This window comes from Paracidovorax konjaci (assembly GCF_900112675.1).
In the GTDB taxonomy this organism is placed as follows: Bacteria; Pseudomonadota; Gammaproteobacteria; order Burkholderiales; family Burkholderiaceae_C; genus Paracidovorax; species Paracidovorax konjaci.
On record NZ_FOMQ01000022.1, the window covers coordinates 19,889 to 36,168 of the forward strand.

Here is a 16,280-nt window from a genome sequence, read left to right on the forward strand (position 1 = left end):
CGGAAGCGATTCCGTTTCCCGCCGCCAGCCCCTGCAGACCAAGGAGACACCCCACCATGGCCCGACGTACCAAAGAAGATGCGGTCGCCACGCGCAACAGCCTGCTGGATGCGGCAGAGCGAGTTTTTTATCAGAAGGGCGTGTCGCATGCGTCGCTGAATGACATCGCCCAGGCCGCGGGCGCCACGCGCGGTGCCATCTACTGGCATTTCAAGGACAAGGTGGACCTGTTCAACGCCATGATGGAGCGCGTCACGCTGCCGCTGGAATGTGCGAACGGCGAATACGCCGGCAACGACCGCATGGCGCCGCTGCAGCGTCTGCGGGCCGTGATCGACTTCGTGCTGCGCAGCCTCGAAAAAGACGAATCCATGCGCCGCGTGTTCGAGATCGCCATGTTCCGCGTCGAATACGTGGGCGAGCTGTCCGCCGTGCGCGACCGCCACGTGGAAGCCAGCCTGGAGTTCCGCCAGCAGTTCGCGAACGAGCTGTCGCAGGCCGCGCGGGAGCAGGGGCTCACGCTGGCCTGCCCCCCGGAGGTGGCTGCCGTCGGGCTGCAATCGCTGTTCGACGGGCTGATGCAGGTCTGGATGCTGGGCGACGCGACGTTCGGCCTCGCGGAGACCGGGCGCGCCGCGGTGGCGGCCTACCTCCGGGGCCTGGGCTTCGAGGTGCCGGCGGACTTCGATCCCCTGGCCGACGGCATCCCCTGGCAGATTTGCCAGCCGCGCCGCAACGCCGTGCCATAATCCCCGGCTGGGTCGCAATGGCCCGCATGCGGCTGTAGCTCAGTGGATAGAGTATTGGCCTCCGAAGCCAAGGGTCGTGGGTTCGATCCCCGCCAGCCGCACCAAAATTCCCTTTTGAAATCAAGCAACTAAGCCCGCTCTCATGCGGGCTTAGTTGTTCTTGTTTGGTTGAAATTGTTCTCTCACTGTCCCCGCAGTGTCCCCAAGGGAACCGCTGAACAGCGGCCATTTCTTTGTAACACGTTGTTCTTTGGCGACATGCATTGACATGTTGGCCTAAGTAGGCATCATCGGGTTTCCATAGTTGCGACACGTCAGGCCCCACCGCCTGCCGCTGGTTTGGCTATGGGAGTCATTCTTAAGCGATCTTGTGTTTTTACCTGGGTGGGCGGGTAGGGAGCACACACAGCGTGGATCGCAATGCACCACCCCGGCAGCAAGTTCTGCTGTCATGCGGCGTTAATGAGCTAGCCAGTTTCCTAGGGCTCAAGCCGAACACAATCCATGACCGCCTCTGTCGGCGGCCAGAAACCCTTCCAAGGCCCATCGAGTCAGGCGGCAAGGCGCCGCCACGCTGGCTTGTAGAGGATGTTCTCACCTGGGCTCGCGGAGAAAAGCGCGCGGCTCCGAATGCCCAGTCTCATCCGCAGGCGTACCAAGGCGTACGCCGGGGGCGCCCTCGTAAGGTTGTGCGCGGAGGTGCCGCATGAGTGCAGTCGAGGGTTCAATTATCAAAGTGGACATGAGTGCTGGCGGGTGGGCAGCAGTGCCTCTGGCTGTTATCAACAATGAATCACTCAGTCTTGCTGCGCGTGGCCTGTTGCTGTGGTTTCTGACGCGTCCGCAGGGATGGATCATCAGGGTCGAGTACTGCAAAGCCAAATTCTCCTTAGGCGACCAAGCTTGGGTGACCATCACCCAGCAACTTTCGCGGCAGGGGTACTACCACCGTGCCAAACATCGAGATGCTCGAGGCCGGCTGACTACACAGGTAACGATTACACCGACACCGGGCTACCCGGGGCCGGTTTGTCCGGGGCCGGATGATCCGGGCCACGGCCTATCCGAGCGCCGGATAACTCGGGGTCATAAGTTAGATGAGAGCCAAGTAAATAAAGAGCAACAACAACCCCGCACGCAGGTTGTTGTATTTTCGGGCGACCTACACGATCGAGGTTTGCTGTCAAAAGAAGAGCGCGAGCAAGTGCTTGATGTCCTTGACGGACTTGATCAAAGTCGCGCGCAAGCCTTGGCCGACGAACTGGCCGGTGCTCTTCGCTCGCGCGGCCGGATTGGCGAGCGCGGCATCCAGAATCCGGCTCGTTTCCTGGCGGCTTTCAAGGGCACTGAGGCCCTGACTTACGGAGGAACCGAGCGGGTGCTACGCGAAGCCCAGGCTCGGCTCGCCAGGCCGGCGCAAGCCCAGGATCGGCACAAGAAAGCGCCAGCGCCGATGCCAGTTGAAACGCGCGAGCTCATTGAGCGATTGCGCCGTGAAACCCGCGGGGTGCGCAAGTGACTGAACCCCGTAAGCAAAAAATCGAGGCTCTTCAACACCGTCTAGCCAAGTTGCAGGCCGAGCAGCGCGCCGTTGAGGCCAGGGCGCGGGCCGCCGCATCGAAGGCTGCGCGCAAGAAACACACTCGGAAGTTGGTGCTGATCGGCGCCACGATGCAAGCCATGATCGAGCGTGGTGAATGGGCGGACGCCGAACTGCTCGTCATTCTGGATCGATACCTTCAGCGCGCCGACGACCGAGAGCTGTTTGGCCTTGCGCCACACGTAGCCGTCACGCCTACCGCATCGTCTTCTGACTCAGCACTGGTTGCGGTGGGTTTTGCGCTCGAGGCCCAGGGAGGCGCTTCGTGATGCGCGCGGCAACTCCTTGGTGCTTACAGCACCAGGCGCACCTAGTTGTTACTACTCCAGGCCTTTGGCATGGAGTAGTAACGGTGCGCCCCTGCGGGGAGCTTCTTCAGGATGCTTCGCATCCTCCGTGCGGCCGCTTGGCGCAAAAAAGGGGGGCTGCATGGCGTCGTATCACTGCTCCGTCAAAGTAGGAGGGAAGGGGCGGGCTGCGATGCACGCTGCATATATCGCCCGCCAAGGCCGCTACAGCGGGCGCGCACGATATCAAGACCTTGTCTCAACCGGGTGCGGAAACATGCCGGCCTGGGCAGAGTGCAACCCTGCGCGCTTTTGGAGTGCAGCTGATGACTGGGAGCGTGCCAACGGGGCTACCTATCGAGAGATAGTCGTCGCTTTGCCTCGTGAGTTGGACCCGGTGCAGCGAGTTGCATTACTTCAGGACTTTATCCAGCAAGAACTCGGGGATCGCCACGCATACCAGTGGGCCATTCACTGCCCAAAGGCCGCCCTAGAAGGCGGTGATCAGCCTCATGGGCACGTCATGTACTCGGAGCGCATTGCCAACGATGGCGTCCCGCGCGAGCCTGAGCTGTACTTCAAGCGCTACAACGCCAAGAAGCCTGAACGCGGTGGCTGTCGAAAAGACAGCGCGGGAACGTTGGAACGCTTGCTATCGACACGGCAGCGCTGGGCCCGCGTCCAAAACTCGTACCTTGAACGTCTGGGGCATGCAGCACGAGTCGATGCGAGGAGCTATGCGGATCGTGGGGTCGCTGCGATCCCCGGCAGACATCTTGGTCCAGTTTCCGCTTCACGCTTACGTCGGGGCAAGTTGTCTCGGCGCGCCGTGGCCCTGGCAGAGCACCAAATAGTCACTCAAGCAGCTCAACGGCCTATCAGTGAGCTACGGGAAGAGGCGCGTCTCATCGAACTGGAGCTAGCCATGCTGACCAATGGCCCGTTCGGAGAGGCCACAGCGCTTCTTGCGAAGGCTCGGCGGAACGCGGCACGTGAAAAAACTGAATTAAGTACGAAAGAACGGGACCATGGATTGCCAAATATCCGTTGAAAAACCATCTAATTTTAATCTGAGTGAGCTCTGGGTTGCCAGCGTCGTGTTTATAAACGCGGGGAAAAATCCACATGGAAAACAATAACAAACCCGGTTCCATTTAAAGAGGCGCTCAATAAGGCGCATGGATATCCGAGTGAGACAACGAGACTTATGACCGGGATACAAGAGTATTGCCATTTGGGTGCAATGCAGCGGGAGATATGAGTATGCCGTTCACATTTGACTCCCGCCGACTTACCGAAGAGCAGCGCAGAGCCATCTGGAGTGAGGGTTTTCCAAACTGGTGTGTTAATGGATTTGATGTCTACTTCGGTCGAATGCAGAAAGAAAACATTTTATTTATGAGTAGGAATTCGGGTTGGTGGAGCGGTAGTTATAAGTACGTACCATCCAGGTTCCTTAAGAAATGGATTGATAAAAATTATCCGGAATTCGAAGTGGACATGCGTAATCTGGCTGAGATTATGGTGCTGGAGAAGGATGATTATGGTTTGTGTGCAGATTATCTGACCTTTCTTTATCGTGAAAAAGGGTCAAAAATCCGAACTCTAGCTGCCGCAGAGTTTTTGAATAATTATTTGGAGATGGATTTTCCAAATGTTAGTCGACCCTTCGCTGAAGAGATAGGCGTGCTAATGATGGAGGATTCGTGGCCAAACAATCTTAGGCAGGATTTGCTCGAGAAGGGCTTTGAAAGCGATGTAGCAGGGTTCTGGAATATTCTTGCCACATCAGTCGATGAGTTTTTAGGGCTCGCTGTTCGCTGCTACCGTGAAAATATCAATTCGCCATCAATAGGTGATTCAATAAGCAAGGGTTAGGTTTGCTTAAGGATTCCCCTTGGTGAAGGGCTCATTGATTCAATAAGCGATACCGGCAAGGATGGCTGTAGCGCAACATTGAATGGCAAGATGCGATGCAGCCTTAAAATTTCTGGGGAAATCAAATCTTAGAAGCGGATTCTTTTACTCTTGCATCAATAAGTATGATTTCTTTGCACTCACGGAGCTTCGCTTTATCTAGCATCCTGTTTACTTTTGTGAGCTCGGAATCTGTAAAGTAGAGAATTACTTTTATCGGCGGATGAGTTGCTCTTGAAGCATCACTATAAACATCTGCCTGATTTTTTATGTTTTGTTCAAGCTTTGAATTTTTTGCAAGCTTAAACTCGATTACAGACTTGTCGCCGCTACCATAAGATACCAAGAAATCCGATGGGCCACGCCCATTGTTGACTTCTGCATCAAACGAATAGGCTGATGCGAACCAAGTAAGCTTAAACATTACCTGAAGGTCCGCTTCTCTCGATATCGGTTTTCCTCTCAGGTAGAAGATTCTATATCCATCTTGCTTCTCAATCACGTGCTTCAAGTACGCTATACGCTGCATTCCTTCTGCGTAACTGTTTGGAGACGTCTCGTAGAATTCGGTGGTGGCAACATTCTTGATGAGCGCGCTTAGATTCTTGACAAAAACTTCTTGCGCTGCATTTATTTTTTCAATGTTTTCTGAGGTGGCGTCGTCTCCATTCTTGACCCGCTGGCTGACGTAAATATCAAGCAGCTGGGGATACTTTGCAATAACCAGCTCGGCAGCCTTCTCGTAATCTGATTTGCGCGGTTTTGCCAAACGTAAGTTGCGCCTAAAATAATTATCTATTTGCGCCCTTAGTTGGTCATTCGAAACTGATCCAATAATGGCGCTAAAGTCTTCAATAAGGCCCTGGTGTGATATCCATGCATCATCTTTGGTCAAGATGTCTGATGGTGTTAATAGTATGTATTGCCCGTTAAATCGAGGTAAGGTGAATGTTTTTCCTGCCCAGGTCTGGGTCTCATAATTGAAGAAAACTTTATCGAGATTGAATTTTTGGAGCCTTGATTTGTCGATGTGTTTGAGCGAAAAATCTTCGGTATATTGCGCGAGATATCCCTTTATGAGATTGCAGGTGAAATCGCTGATACTATCTTTTCCAACCCCGCCCTTGATTAGTGTTAGTTTGCTAAGGTGGGTGCCTCCAGACTCTTCCTCGCCAAAATCTTTAAAAATAGAGGTGAGTTCAAACTTCAACTGACTGGCAAATTTTGCGCCCAGTCCCCTGCCACTGTTGCCAGATTTACTGAATCCAAGCCAGTTTTCTTTGATCTCGGGGAAGTGATACCACGACTTCACGAGGCCTGGTAATATTTTTTCAGATGCTTTGGATTTTAAGAAGCGAACATATTTTATTATGTCTTCGTGTAGAATCTTGTATTCATCTTTGCTGCTATTAAATATTAAAAATGGATCGATAAATAGCGGTAGATCATTGATTAATGAAATATTGAATGATCCGTGTTGAGATATTTCTTCAGGCGTAACACCGAAGAAATCTGAAAAATAAACCCGCAGTTTTGGAGGATTCTTCATGTTTGTACGTGTGTTGCTGAGAAATTGCTTGTAACACCTGAACAGATGCATGGCAAGCATGGAAAATGCCAAGTGTTGAGTTTTCTCACCAGGTTGAGAATCCTCATGGAAGCTTCCAGAACTATCCGATCAGCGTTGCTAAATCTTGAGCTCGGGGGTGGTAGTAGCGGTTCAGCATAGAGCTCGAGCGGTGGCCGGTGACCTTCATCAAATCGTGCATAGGTAGCTTTGACGCTAAACGGCTTGTAGCTTCGTGTCGAAAGTCGTGTATGCGGAGATCAACCAAGAAGCGGTCGCAATGCTGGATATCCGCTAGTGCTTCTATGGTCACAGAGTGCGCCGGGCGTTTTTTGAAGATCACGGCGCGGAGCTCTCGAGCTTGGGCCTCCGCATCAAATCCATGTGTAGCAAGGATGGCGCGGAGCACAGTGTGGATGTGCTGAGTTCTGGCGCGCAGAAGAGCACGGCCAAAGGAAATTTGCAGAGCATTGGCTGATGCTTGTAGTACCCGATCCTGTAGTCCGTTCGCCGAGGTGGGTTTTGCGTGGCCCACAGAGAAGCTTTGGGCTTTAACGGCTCGACTAGTGCCTTCTTGCCTAGGAAGGCTCTCCAGTAAGGCGACTGCCGCCTTGCTGAGAGGGATATCTCGATACGCATCCCCTGACTTTGTGACGCCGCCATCAGCGCCTCTTAGCCGGGCAGTTCGCTTTTCTAAATCAATGTCTTTCCATGACAGGGCACACAACTCAGACAGCCGGCCTGCAGTCTCAATAGCCAGCACTGTGAGCGCATGTGGCCACGGAGTTTTGCACTTTTTCAGCTCTGTCAGCAACGCTGCTTCTTCATCGTGTTCGAGCCGCCGATCACGCGCGTTGCGCACTTTGGGCTTGCGGGTTAATGCATTAGGCAGGCCTTGGGGGAGTGCGATTCCCCAATCCATTGTCGCGGCCTTCAGAACTCGAGAGACCATCCCTAGTTCGTGAACCACGCTTTGGGCACTGACGGCCTTCAGCCGCTCATCGCGATAGCGAGCGAGCAGGGCCGGCGTGATTGAGGCCAGCGAGTAACTGCCGAACTCTTCAACTAATCGCGCCAGGCGCGATGCATCTGCAGCCTTGCCGCGCTTTGCTGGAAGAATTTCTTCGCTGTAGCGTCGAGCTGCGGCGGAAAAGGTGGTGCGCTGGGCGTCATCGCGGTTGATGAAGCTGCCGACATCCATCTCTCTTTCAAGCGCTCGCGCCCAAGCAACAGCATCTGACTTGGAGCGAAAGGTTTCGCTCTGATCCGGCCAGCCCTTGCGTCGAATTTTTGCTTGCCAATGCCCGTTTGCGCGTTGCGTAAGTGCCGCCATGGAAAACTCGGGGAGTTACTGTCCCCAAAGTGTCCCCATCCGCCTACAGCAGGGCAATGGATATTGCGGAATGGCGCTCCAGTATTAGGTTTCCACAATAGTGAAATTTGGGCCTCCGAAGCCAAGGGTCGTGGGTTCGATCCCCGCCAGCCGCACCAGTTTTCGTTTCGTTCTTCTCCCCCCATTTATTGACGGGCCTGGCCTGCGCGCCGCTGTTGCGAGCCTCGGCCAGCCGCCCGCTTGCGCCGGCAGCCGTCCCTCCATTCAAAGAGATTTCGATGCGCGCCGCCTGAAGCGCAAGCGTGGGTCGCAGGCTGGAGGGGGCTATCGCGTGCGGTCATTCCTGTCGCTGCCATGGGGTGCGTCCGGTGCGGCGTCGTCCGAACCCATCGCCTTGCCGGCGGCCGCTCCGCCCAGCGCGCCGGCCACTCCGCCCACGGCGCCGCCGACCACCACGCCGATCGGGCCTGCCACGGCCACGCCGACCGCGGCGCCCGTGGCCGCTCCGGCCATGACGCCGCCGCCCATGAGCACGGACTGGGATTCGCGTTCCGCTTCCTCCGGTGCGAGCTGGATCTGTGCCGCAGGCCGCGGGTCCTGCGAAGGAACGCCGTAGCCGGGGACGTGTTCGACACCGTCTTCTTCGGTGCGGATGCCGTGGGGCGCGGGGGTGGTGTTGGGTTGCATGGCTTTTCTCCTTCGGAAGGGGTGGGTTGTGCGTGCCGAGGGGCCCGCTGCGTCCGTTGTATCGCCCGGGCCGGGCGGCCCGCGCCGTCTTTCGGACCGTGGGCGTGTCAGCCGACGCCCGGTTCCCGGCCTACATGCCGGATGCGTCTTGACTTACATCAAGGCGCCCGGGTCGCCGCAGATCGGCCGCTGCGCCGGACCTCCATGCCCTCGCCGCCGGAGCGCGGCTGTGGGCGCCATCGGGTGGCGTGATGCGCCCCCGTCCGACGGGCGGGGGAGGGCATGCGGTGCCTCAATGGGGGTCAACGCAGCCATTCGCAAAGAGGTGCCCATGTCCAAGTCCCACCGCCACTGGCCCGATCTCGCTTCTGGACGGGTGGCCGCCAAACCGCGCGATCTCAAGCGGCGCAAGCAGCGCGAGGCCATGCTGCGCCCCGGCGCGCAGGCCCCGTGCTACCCCGAGCCCGAGCCCCCTGTCTGGAAGCCGCTGGGCTGAGCCGGAGCGCCGGCCAGCGGTCAGCGCGACGGCTCGAACCCGTCGCTGCTGCCGGGGACCATGGGGATGTAGGCACGCACCCATTCGGTGGCCGGCGGCAGCATCTTCCAGCTGTGGCCCGCGCCCTGGGTGTCTTCCGCCAGCAGCACGGTGCCGGGCGCGAGCCTGAAGGTGGAGCCGTCGCTGACCCTGAACTCCAGTTCACCCTGCAAGGTGACCACGTACTGCCGGCGCGGCGCCGGGTGCGTGCTCTGCTCCCAGGGCTCGACCGAGTTGCTCAGCCAGAACTCCTGGCTCGGGACCTTGCGGAGGGCGGGAATGGTGCCGCGCACGAAAGCGGCCTGGTGGTCCGGCGTGTTGTAGAGCTTGATGGCAGGAATGCGGGCGGCTTCCTCGGCCATTGCCGCACCGGCCGTGGCGCATGCCGCCCCTGCGAGGGCCAGCGAGAGAAAGAGTGTGCGGATGCGGGGAGGGTGGGTTGTCTTGCCGTGTGTCATCGATCGCGTGGAATGGTTTATTGCCGCGCTCCGGGCGGCGCCCGGGCTGCCCGCGTGGGTGCCTGCCAGGCGCGATGAAGTTGCAGGGGCGCCCCGGCAGGTGTGCACTGCCGGCAGAACGCGATGGAAGCGGGCCTCGCCTCAGGCCGGGCTGCAGGCGCCGTCCACGAACACCTTGAGTTCGCCGCTGCGGAAGGGCGTCCAGGTCTCGTCGCTCGTGAGCGGCGCGGTCACGACGACGGCGACCTTGTCCTGCGGCGTGGTGTGCGCCGAGAAGTCGATGCGCAGATCCTCGTCGCACAGGCGCGCCTGCGAGAACGGATGGCGGCGCTCGATGTAGTAGAGGTGGGTGGAGGCGTGCGCCCAGAGCGCCTGCCCGTTGGAGAGCAGGAAGTTGAACGTGCCGTGCGGCGCGATGTGCGCGGCCAGTTCGCGCAGCGTGAGGGTGAGTTCCTCGACGCTGGGCACCGCCGCGTGGGACTTGGACAGCTCCTGCATGATCCAGCAGAACGCATGTTCGCTGTCGGTGGTGCCCACGGGATGGAAATGCGCGTGCAGGCGCGAGCGGAAGTCCTTCAGGTCGCCGTTGTGCGCGAACACCCAGTAGCGGCCCCAGAGTTCGCGCACGAACGGGTGGCAGTTCTGCAGCGCCACGCTGCCCTGCGTGGCCTTGCGGATGTGGGCGATGACGTTGCGGCTGCGGATCGGGTAGCGGCGGATCAGCTCGGCCACGGGCGAATCGACGGCGCGTTCGTGGTCCACGAAATGGCGCAGCCCGCGGTCCTCGAAGAACGCGATGCCCCAGCCGTCGGAATGGTCGCCCGTGCGGCCGCCGCGCTGCGCGAAGCCCGTGAAGCTGAAGGTCACGTCCGTGGGCGTGTTGGCATTCATTCCGAGCAACTGGCACATGGTGGACGAAGGGGGCTGAGAAGAAAAAAGGGAGAGGGAAGAGGACGGCGCCGTCAGTCAGGCGCGGCGCGGCGCGCGCAGCTGCCACGCGGCCACGAGCGCCAGCAGGCACAGGCCCGTGAGCAGCAGGAAGGTGTCGCCGAAGGCCGCGATGCGCGCCGGGCTGCTGGCGGCGTTCTGCAGCGAGTCGCCATGCGCGGCGATGCGCCACTCCAGCACGATGCCGCACAGGCTCACGCCGGCCGCGCCGCCTAGCATGCGCACGAAGCTGATGGCGCTCGATCCCTGCGAGATGAGCGATTTGTCCAGCGGCCGCATGGCGCCGAGGTTGAGCGAGGGCAGGATGAAACCCAGGCCGATGCGCCCCAGGACCGCGAAGGCCACCAGCAGCCAGAGCGCCGTGTGCAGGCCCACGAACACCATCAGCCCGAACGAGAGCGCGAGCAGCGCGAGCCCGGTGCCCACCAGCACGTGCGTGGGCTGCCGGTCGGCCATGCGCCCGACGATGGGGATGGTGGCCGCGAGCACGAGGCCGGCCGGCAGCATGAGCGTGCCCACGTGCGATGCCGAAAGCTGCAGGCCCAACTGCATGAACACGGGCAGCAGGTAGGTGGAGCCGAAGAGCGCGGTGCCGTAGATGAACGCGACCACGCTGCCCATCGCGAACTGCCGCACTTCGAAGAGGCGCAGGTCCATGAGCGGGCGCGCGCCGCGCGCGATCAGCCGCCGCTCCCAGGCGATGAAGGCGGCCAGCGACGCCAGCGCGGCCAGCAGCAGCAGGCCCGATTCCAGCGCCGGGCCGCTGTGCAGCGACACCAGGCCGTTCAGCAGGCAGAGCGTGCCCACTGCGCCGAGCAGCAGCCCCACCCAGTCGAGCGAGGCACCCGCGCGGTCCGCCGCCACGCCGCCGGGGCTGCTCACGGGCACGTAGCGGTAGGCGAGGGCGATGGAGGCGATGCAGAACGGCACCACCATGAAGAAGATCGAGCGCCAGCCGAACCAGTCCACCAGCAGGCCGCCCACGCTGGGCCCGATGGCCGGAGCCAGCACCACGCCCATGCCGAAGATGCCGCTCGCGCGGCCCTGTTCGTGGGGCTGGAAGGCGTGCAGGATGATGACGGCCGGGATGGGCTGCACCACGCCGGCCGCCAGGCCCTCGACGACGCGCGCGGCCAGCACGAGGCCGTAGTGGCTCGCCAGGCCGCCACCGATGCCGCCGGCCAGCAGCAGCACCATGGCGCCCACGTAGGTGGCGCGGTAGCCGTAGCGCGCGAGCAGCCAGGGCGTGGTGAGCATGGCCACGGTGGTGGCCACCATGAAGCCCGAGGTCACCCACTGCGCGCGCTCCTGCCCGAGCGTGAAGTGGTGGCTCATGTCGGGGATGGCCACGTTCACGATGGTGGACGACATGATCGACGCCATCGTGCCGACCATCACGGAGAGCAGCAGCAGCCACCGGTAGCGCTCGCCGTAGCGCTCGCGCAGCAGGGCTGCGGAGCCGGGACCGGGCGCGGCGGGGGGTGTGCTCATCGCGGGGGGAGTGCGGGTGCTGGTGCGGAAGGGAAATGCGGGGAGCGGGGCGCGGCCCCGGGCCGGACCGGCCGGCGGGCGCTCAGGTGCGTTCCGACCAGAGCTTGCCGCCCGTGGCCCAGTTCTCGCGCTTCACGTCGGTGATGAGGATGTCCACGGATTCGGGCGAGCCGCCGAGGATCTCGACGGAGACGCGGGTGATTTCTTCCACGAGCTTCTTCTTCTGCTCGACGGTGCGGCCTTCCATCATTTCGATGTGGTACGTGGGCATGGATCGGGGTCCTTCAGCGGCTGGGGAATGGGAGGGAAGCGGCCATCATATCGGCGCGGAACCCGGCCGCGAGGCCCGGGGCGGCGGCAGGCCCGCCGCGCAGGCCGGGCACAGGCATGCACGGTCGCGCTGCCCGGGCGGGATGCGCGCGAGCGCCTGCGGCGGCACCTGCACGTCCATGCACCAGCAGTCCCGGGGCGGCAGGCCCGCCGCCATGGCGCAGGTGTTGGCGCGGCCGCAGACGGGGCAGCGCGCCGCCGGGTCGGGCGTGGGTGTGGCGGGCGCCCGTGCGGGCGGGGAGGTGTCTTGCATGGGAGGCCGGCAGGCTGCGGGTGCGCGGGCTGGCCAGTGTAGGCGCCAGCAGCCCCATGGGGCCTGTTTGGGAGTCAAAAGACCTTCATGCCGCCGGATCCATTCAATAGTTTGCTATTAATAATGTAGCAAACGATCAGGCCGGCAGGGCACGGGTGCTGGCGCCGGACTGGAGCTGGAACACCGCCACGGCGCGCACGAGCTGGGCAGCCTGGGCTTCCAGCGAGCCGGTGGCGGCGGCGGCTTCCTCGACCAGCGCGGCGTTCTGCTGGGTGACGAGGTCCATCTGCGAGACGGCCTGGTTCACCTGCTCCAGCCCGGTGGTCTGCTCCTGGCTCGCGGCGCTGATCTCGCCCACGATGTCGGTCACGCGGCGTACGCCCTCGACCACCTCGCGGATCACCGAGCCGGCCTCTTCCACGAGGCGGTTGCCGGCGTCCACGCGGTGCACCGAGTCGTCGATGAGGCCCTTGATTTCCTTGGCGGCGGAGGCGGAGCGCTGTGCGAGGGTGCGCACTTCGGCGGCGACGACGGCGAAGCCCCGGCCCTGCTCGCCGGCACGGGCGGCCTCGACGGCGGCGTTGAGCGCGAGGATGTTGGTCTGGAAGGCGATGGAGTCGATGACGCCGATGATGTCCACGATCTTGCGCGAGGAGGCGTGGATGCCGCCCATCGTTTCCACCACGTTGCCGACCACCTCGCCGCCGCGCAGGGCCATGCCCGAGGCGGCCTGCGCGAGCTGGTGGGCCTGGCGCGCGTTGTCGGCGTTCTGGCGCACGGTGGAGGTCATCTGCTCCATCGATGCGGCCGTCTGCTGCAGGGCGCTCGCCTGCTCCTCGGTGCGGCTGGAGAGGTCGAGGTTGCCGCTCGCGATCTCGCTGGACGCGGAGGCGATGCTCTCCGCACCGTGGCGCACCTGGCCCACCGTGGTGCGCAACTGCTCGCCCATGGCATCGAGCGCGCGCAGCAGCTGACCGGTTTCGTCGCCGGGCGTAGGGCCCACGCGGTGCGTGAGGTCGCCCGCGGCCACGGTCTCCGCCACCTGCACGGCGCGCGCGAGCGGCCGGGTGATGCCGCGCGTGATCAGCACGGCCAGCGCCACGGCGGTGAGCACCGCCAGCACGCCCAGCACCACCATCTGCGTGCGGCCGCGCGCATAGTCGGCGCGGATCGCTTCGGCCGTGGCGTTGATGCTGGAGCGCTGCTGGTCCAGCAGGGCCTGCAGGCTGTCGAGGTAGCGCACGCCGGCGGTACGGAAATCCTGGTTGAAGATGCGCTCGGCGTCCTCGGCGCGGCCTTCGGCTTTCGCCTTGCTGACCGCGTCGCGCGCGGCGATGTACTGCTGGCGGGCCTGCGAGAGCGTGGCGAAGAGCGCCTTCTCCTCGGGCGTCTCCAGCAGCGATTCGAGCTGCTTCTGCTGCTCGGAGGACATGCGGGACGCCTGCGTGTTCTCGTCGGCGAAGAAGGCGGCGAGCGACGGGTCGGCGCTCTTGGCCACCGCCGTGGTGCGGCGCACGCTGGTGTGGATGGTGCGGTACCAGTCCGAGACGAGCCGCTCCTTGGTGAGGGGCCGGGCCATCATGGCGTCGGTCTCGGTGGCGACCGACTGCAGCCGCCAGATGCCGACGGCGAGGATGGTGACAGTGAGCAGGATGAGGGCGGCGAAGGCCAGGGCCAGACGCGTGCCGATCGAAAGATTTTGCAGGGGGGGATGCATGGGGCGGACTCGGAGGTGAGGGGTGGTCCCCTCTGTAACGGCCGAGTTTGCCATTTCTTGATCCAAATCATTGCAATTTCAAGGGTTTTCCCTGATTGCCATGTGTGGATTGTGCGCGACGGTGAATGGTGCGCCGCACAAAAAAGCGGCCCCCGCAGGAGCCGCTTTCGCCGAGCAAAGGGCGCGCGTCAGGCCGCGGACTTCACCTTCAGCCGCCAGGCGTGCAGCAGCGGCTCGGTGTAGCCGCTCGGCTGCTCCACGCCCTTGAAGACGAGGTCGCAGGCCGCCTGGTACGCCGGCGATGCGGCGAAGCGGCCGGCCATCGGCTGGTAGAGCGCGTCGCCGGCGTTCTGCTGGTCCACCACCGCGGCCATGCGCTCGAAGGTCTCCTTCACCTGGGCCTCGGTCACCACGCCGTGCAGCAGCCAGTTGGCGATGTGCTGGCTGCTGATGCGCAGCGTGGCCCGGTCTTCCATCAGGCCCACGTCGTGGATGTCGGGCACCTTGGAGCAGCCCACGCCCTGATCGACCCAGCGCACCACGTAGCCCAGGATGCCCTGGGCGTTGTTGTCCAGCTCCTGCTGCTTCTCGGCATCGGACCACTGCGGGTCGGCGGCCACGGGCACGGTGAGCAGGCCCGTGAGCAGCGTGTCGCGCTCGGCGGCGGCATCCTGCCGTTCGAGCGCCTTCTGCACGTCGGCCACGTTGACCTGGTGGTAGTGCAGCGCGTGCAGCGTGGCGGCCGTGGGGCTGGGCACCCAGGCGGTGTTGGCGCCGGCCTTGGGGTGGGCGATCTTCTGCTCCAGCATGGCCTTCATCAGGTCGGGCATGGCCCACATGCCCTTGCCGATCTGCGCGCGGCCGCGCAGCCCGCAGGCCAGGCCCACGAGCACGTTGTTCTTTTCGTAGGCCTGGATCCAGGCGCTGGTCTTCATGTCGCCCTTGCGCACCATCGGGCCGGCGCGCATGGCGGTGTGCATCTCGTCGCCCGTGCGGTCCAGGAAGCCGGTGTTGATGAAGGCCACGCGCGCGCTGGCGGCGGCGATGCAGGCCTTCAGGTTCACGCTCGTGCGGCGCTCCTCGTCCATGATGCCCAGCTTGACGGTGTTCTCGGGCAGGCCCAGCAGCCGCTCCACGCGGCCGAAGAGTTCGCTCGCGAAGGCGACTTCCGCGGGGCCGTGCATCTTCGGCTTGACGATGTAGACGCTGCCCTTGCGCGAGTTGCGCACGCCGTCCTTGCCCTGGCCCTGCAGGTCGCGCAGCGCGATGGCGGTGGTGACCACGGCATCCAGGATGCCTTCGGGGATCTCGCGCTGCGCGCCCTGGGCATCGGTCCAGAGGATGGCCGGGTTGGTCATCAGGTGGCCCACGTTGCGCAGGAACATGAGCGAGCGGCCGTGCAGGCGCACTTCGCCGCGGCCATCCGGCGCGGTGTAGAGGCGGTCGGGATTGAGCCCGCGCGTGAGGGCCTTGCCGCCCTTCTGGAAGGTTTCGGTGAGCGTGCCCTGCAGGATGCCGAGCCAGTTGGCGTAGCCGGCCACCTTGTCGTCGGCGTCCACCGCGGCCACCGAATCCTCCAGGTCGAGGATGGTGGAGAGCGCGGCCTCCAGCACCAGGTCGCTCACGCCGGCCGGGTCGGTCTTGCCGATGGGCGTGCCGCGGTCGATGCGGATGTCCAGGTGCAGGCCGTTGTGGCGCAGCAGCACCGAGGACGGCGCCGCGGCATCGCCCTGGTAGCCCACGAACTGTGCGGGGTCCTTCAGGCCCGTGGTGGAGCCGTCCTCCAGCGCCACGGCGAGCTGGCCGCCTTCGACGCGGTAGGCCGCAGCGTCCTTGTGCGAGCCGGCCGCGAGCGGGGCGCTGGTGTCCAGCACGTTGCGCGCGAACGCGATCACCTTGGCGCCGCGCACGGGGTTGTAGCCCTGGCCCTTCTCGGCGCCGCCGTCCTCGGGGATGGCGTCGGTGCCGTAGAGCGCGTCGTAGAGGGAGCCCCAGCGCGCGTTGGCGGCGTTGAGCGCGTAGCGTGCGTTCAGGATCGGCACCACGAGCTGCGGGCCGGCCTGCAGCGCCAGTTCGTCGTCCACGTTGGCGGTGGTGGCCTGCACGGCGCCGGGTTGGGGCACCAGGTAGCCGATCTGCTCCAGGAAGCCGCGGTAGCCGGCCATGTCGGCGATGGGGCCCGGGTGGGCCTGGTGCCAGGTGTCCAGCTCCTTTTGCAGGCGGTCGCGCTCGGCCAGCAGGGCGATGTTCCTGGGGGCCAGCTCGGCCACCAGGGCGTCGAAGCCGGACCAGAACGCGGCGGCATCGACGCCCGTGCCGGGCAGCACGCGGTCTTCGATGAATCGGTGCAGGGAGGAGGCCACTTGCAGGCCGTGGACGGTGGTGCGGTCGGTCATGGTGTGCGGCAG

Annotated in this window: 16 protein-coding genes and 1 tRNA gene; 7 read left to right on the forward strand and 10 right to left on the reverse strand. The window is 62.9% G+C overall.

Translation table 11 applies throughout. The features are described from left to right. The first annotated feature begins 56 nt into the window (after positions 1 to 56). From BM144_RS21270 to BM144_RS23010, 6 genes are all read left to right on the forward strand, one after another. Positions 57 to 749: a TetR family transcriptional regulator gene (locus BM144_RS21270; RefSeq protein ID WP_092957356.1), complete on the forward strand. Its 693-nt coding sequence runs from the start codon at positions 57 to 59 to the stop codon at positions 747 to 749. A 28-nt stretch (positions 750 to 777) separates the two neighbouring features. Beyond that, positions 778 to 853 (forward strand) — tRNA-Arg (locus BM144_RS21275). A 602-nt stretch (positions 854 to 1,455) separates the two neighbouring features. Next, entirely contained in the window at positions 1,456 to 2,268 is an 813-nt protein-coding gene (locus BM144_RS23005) for a hypothetical protein (RefSeq protein ID WP_139225804.1), read from the forward strand. Then, positions 2,265 to 2,618 carry a DUF8583 domain-containing protein gene (locus BM144_RS21280; protein ID WP_139225805.1) on the forward strand — a complete coding sequence of 118 codons (354 nt, stop codon included), beginning with the start codon at positions 2,265 to 2,267 and terminating at the stop codon, positions 2,616 to 2,618. Before BM144_RS23005 ends, BM144_RS21280 begins: the two co-directional genes overlap by 4 nt. A 211-nt stretch (positions 2,619 to 2,829) precedes the next feature. After that, positions 2,830 to 3,687, forward strand: a complete 858-nt coding sequence (locus BM144_RS23750; RefSeq protein ID WP_217644364.1) for a MobA/MobL family protein — start codon at positions 2,830 to 2,832, stop codon at positions 3,685 to 3,687. Between the two features lie 206 nt (positions 3,688 to 3,893). After that, positions 3,894 to 4,514 (forward strand): hypothetical protein, encoded by a 621-nt coding sequence (locus tag BM144_RS23010; protein WP_139225806.1) that lies wholly within the window; start codon positions 3,894 to 3,896, stop codon positions 4,512 to 4,514. Positions 4,515 to 4,635: 121 nt separating this feature from the next. Here the strand turns inward: BM144_RS23010 and BM144_RS21290 are convergent, their stop codons facing one another. The 3 genes from BM144_RS21290 to BM144_RS21300 all read right to left on the reverse strand — a co-directional run bounded on the left by BM144_RS21290 (position 4,636) and on the right by BM144_RS21300 (position 8,140). Further along, positions 4,636 to 6,102, reverse strand: coding sequence for a DUF8370 family protein (locus BM144_RS21290; RefSeq protein ID WP_092957424.1), 1,467 nt, complete (start codon positions 6,100 to 6,102; stop codon positions 4,636 to 4,638). A gap of 121 nt (positions 6,103 to 6,223) precedes the next feature. After that, on the reverse strand, positions 6,224 to 7,453 hold the full coding sequence (locus BM144_RS21295; RefSeq protein ID WP_092957365.1) for an integrase: 1,230 nt from the start codon (positions 7,451 to 7,453) through the stop codon (positions 6,224 to 6,226). A 324-nt stretch (positions 7,454 to 7,777) separates the two neighbouring features. Beyond that, positions 7,778 to 8,140: a bacteriocin gene (locus BM144_RS21300; protein ID WP_092957367.1), complete on the reverse strand. Its 363-nt coding sequence runs from the start codon at positions 8,138 to 8,140 to the stop codon at positions 7,778 to 7,780. A gap of 331 nt (positions 8,141 to 8,471) precedes the next feature. On the opposite strand from BM144_RS21300, the gene BM144_RS23260 reads away from it, so the two are divergent. Beyond that, the gene (locus tag BM144_RS23260; RefSeq protein WP_175526101.1) at positions 8,472 to 8,636 is read left to right on the forward strand and encodes a hypothetical protein; all 165 of its coding nucleotides are present in this window, start codon (positions 8,472 to 8,474) and stop codon (positions 8,634 to 8,636) included. Positions 8,637 to 8,656: 20 nt separating this feature from the next. Here the strand turns inward: BM144_RS23260 and BM144_RS21305 are convergent, their stop codons facing one another. The 7 genes from BM144_RS21305 to BM144_RS21335 form a co-directional block, all read right to left on the reverse strand. Beyond that, positions 8,657 to 9,133 carry a cupin domain-containing protein gene (locus BM144_RS21305; protein ID WP_092957370.1) on the reverse strand — a complete coding sequence of 159 codons (477 nt, stop codon included), beginning with the start codon at positions 9,131 to 9,133 and terminating at the stop codon, positions 8,657 to 8,659. Positions 9,134 to 9,274: 141 nt separating this feature from the next. Next, positions 9,275 to 10,042: a class II glutamine amidotransferase gene (locus BM144_RS21310; RefSeq protein WP_092957373.1), complete on the reverse strand. Its 768-nt coding sequence runs from the start codon at positions 10,040 to 10,042 to the stop codon at positions 9,275 to 9,277. 57 nt (positions 10,043 to 10,099) lie between these two features. Continuing rightward, the gene (locus BM144_RS21315; protein WP_092957376.1) at positions 10,100 to 11,572 is read right to left on the reverse strand and encodes a DHA2 family efflux MFS transporter permease subunit; all 1,473 of its coding nucleotides are present in this window, start codon (positions 11,570 to 11,572) and stop codon (positions 10,100 to 10,102) included. Between the two features lie 82 nt (positions 11,573 to 11,654). Further along, positions 11,655 to 11,843: a 4-oxalocrotonate tautomerase gene (locus tag BM144_RS21320; protein ID WP_092957379.1), complete on the reverse strand. Its 189-nt coding sequence runs from the start codon at positions 11,841 to 11,843 to the stop codon at positions 11,655 to 11,657. Between the two features lie 45 nt (positions 11,844 to 11,888). After that, positions 11,889 to 12,155, reverse strand: coding sequence for a cysteine-rich CWC family protein (locus tag BM144_RS21325; RefSeq protein ID WP_092957382.1), 267 nt, complete (start codon positions 12,153 to 12,155; stop codon positions 11,889 to 11,891). A 136-nt stretch (positions 12,156 to 12,291) separates the two neighbouring features. Further along, complete coding sequence (locus BM144_RS21330) at positions 12,292 to 13,872, reverse strand: methyl-accepting chemotaxis protein (protein WP_092957385.1); 1,581 nt, start codon at positions 13,870 to 13,872, stop codon at positions 12,292 to 12,294. Positions 13,873 to 14,060: 188 nt separating this feature from the next. Then, positions 14,061 to 16,268: a malate synthase G gene (locus tag BM144_RS21335; protein ID WP_092957388.1), complete on the reverse strand. Its 2,208-nt coding sequence runs from the start codon at positions 16,266 to 16,268 to the stop codon at positions 14,061 to 14,063. Between the last annotated feature and the right edge of the window lie 12 nt (positions 16,269 to 16,280).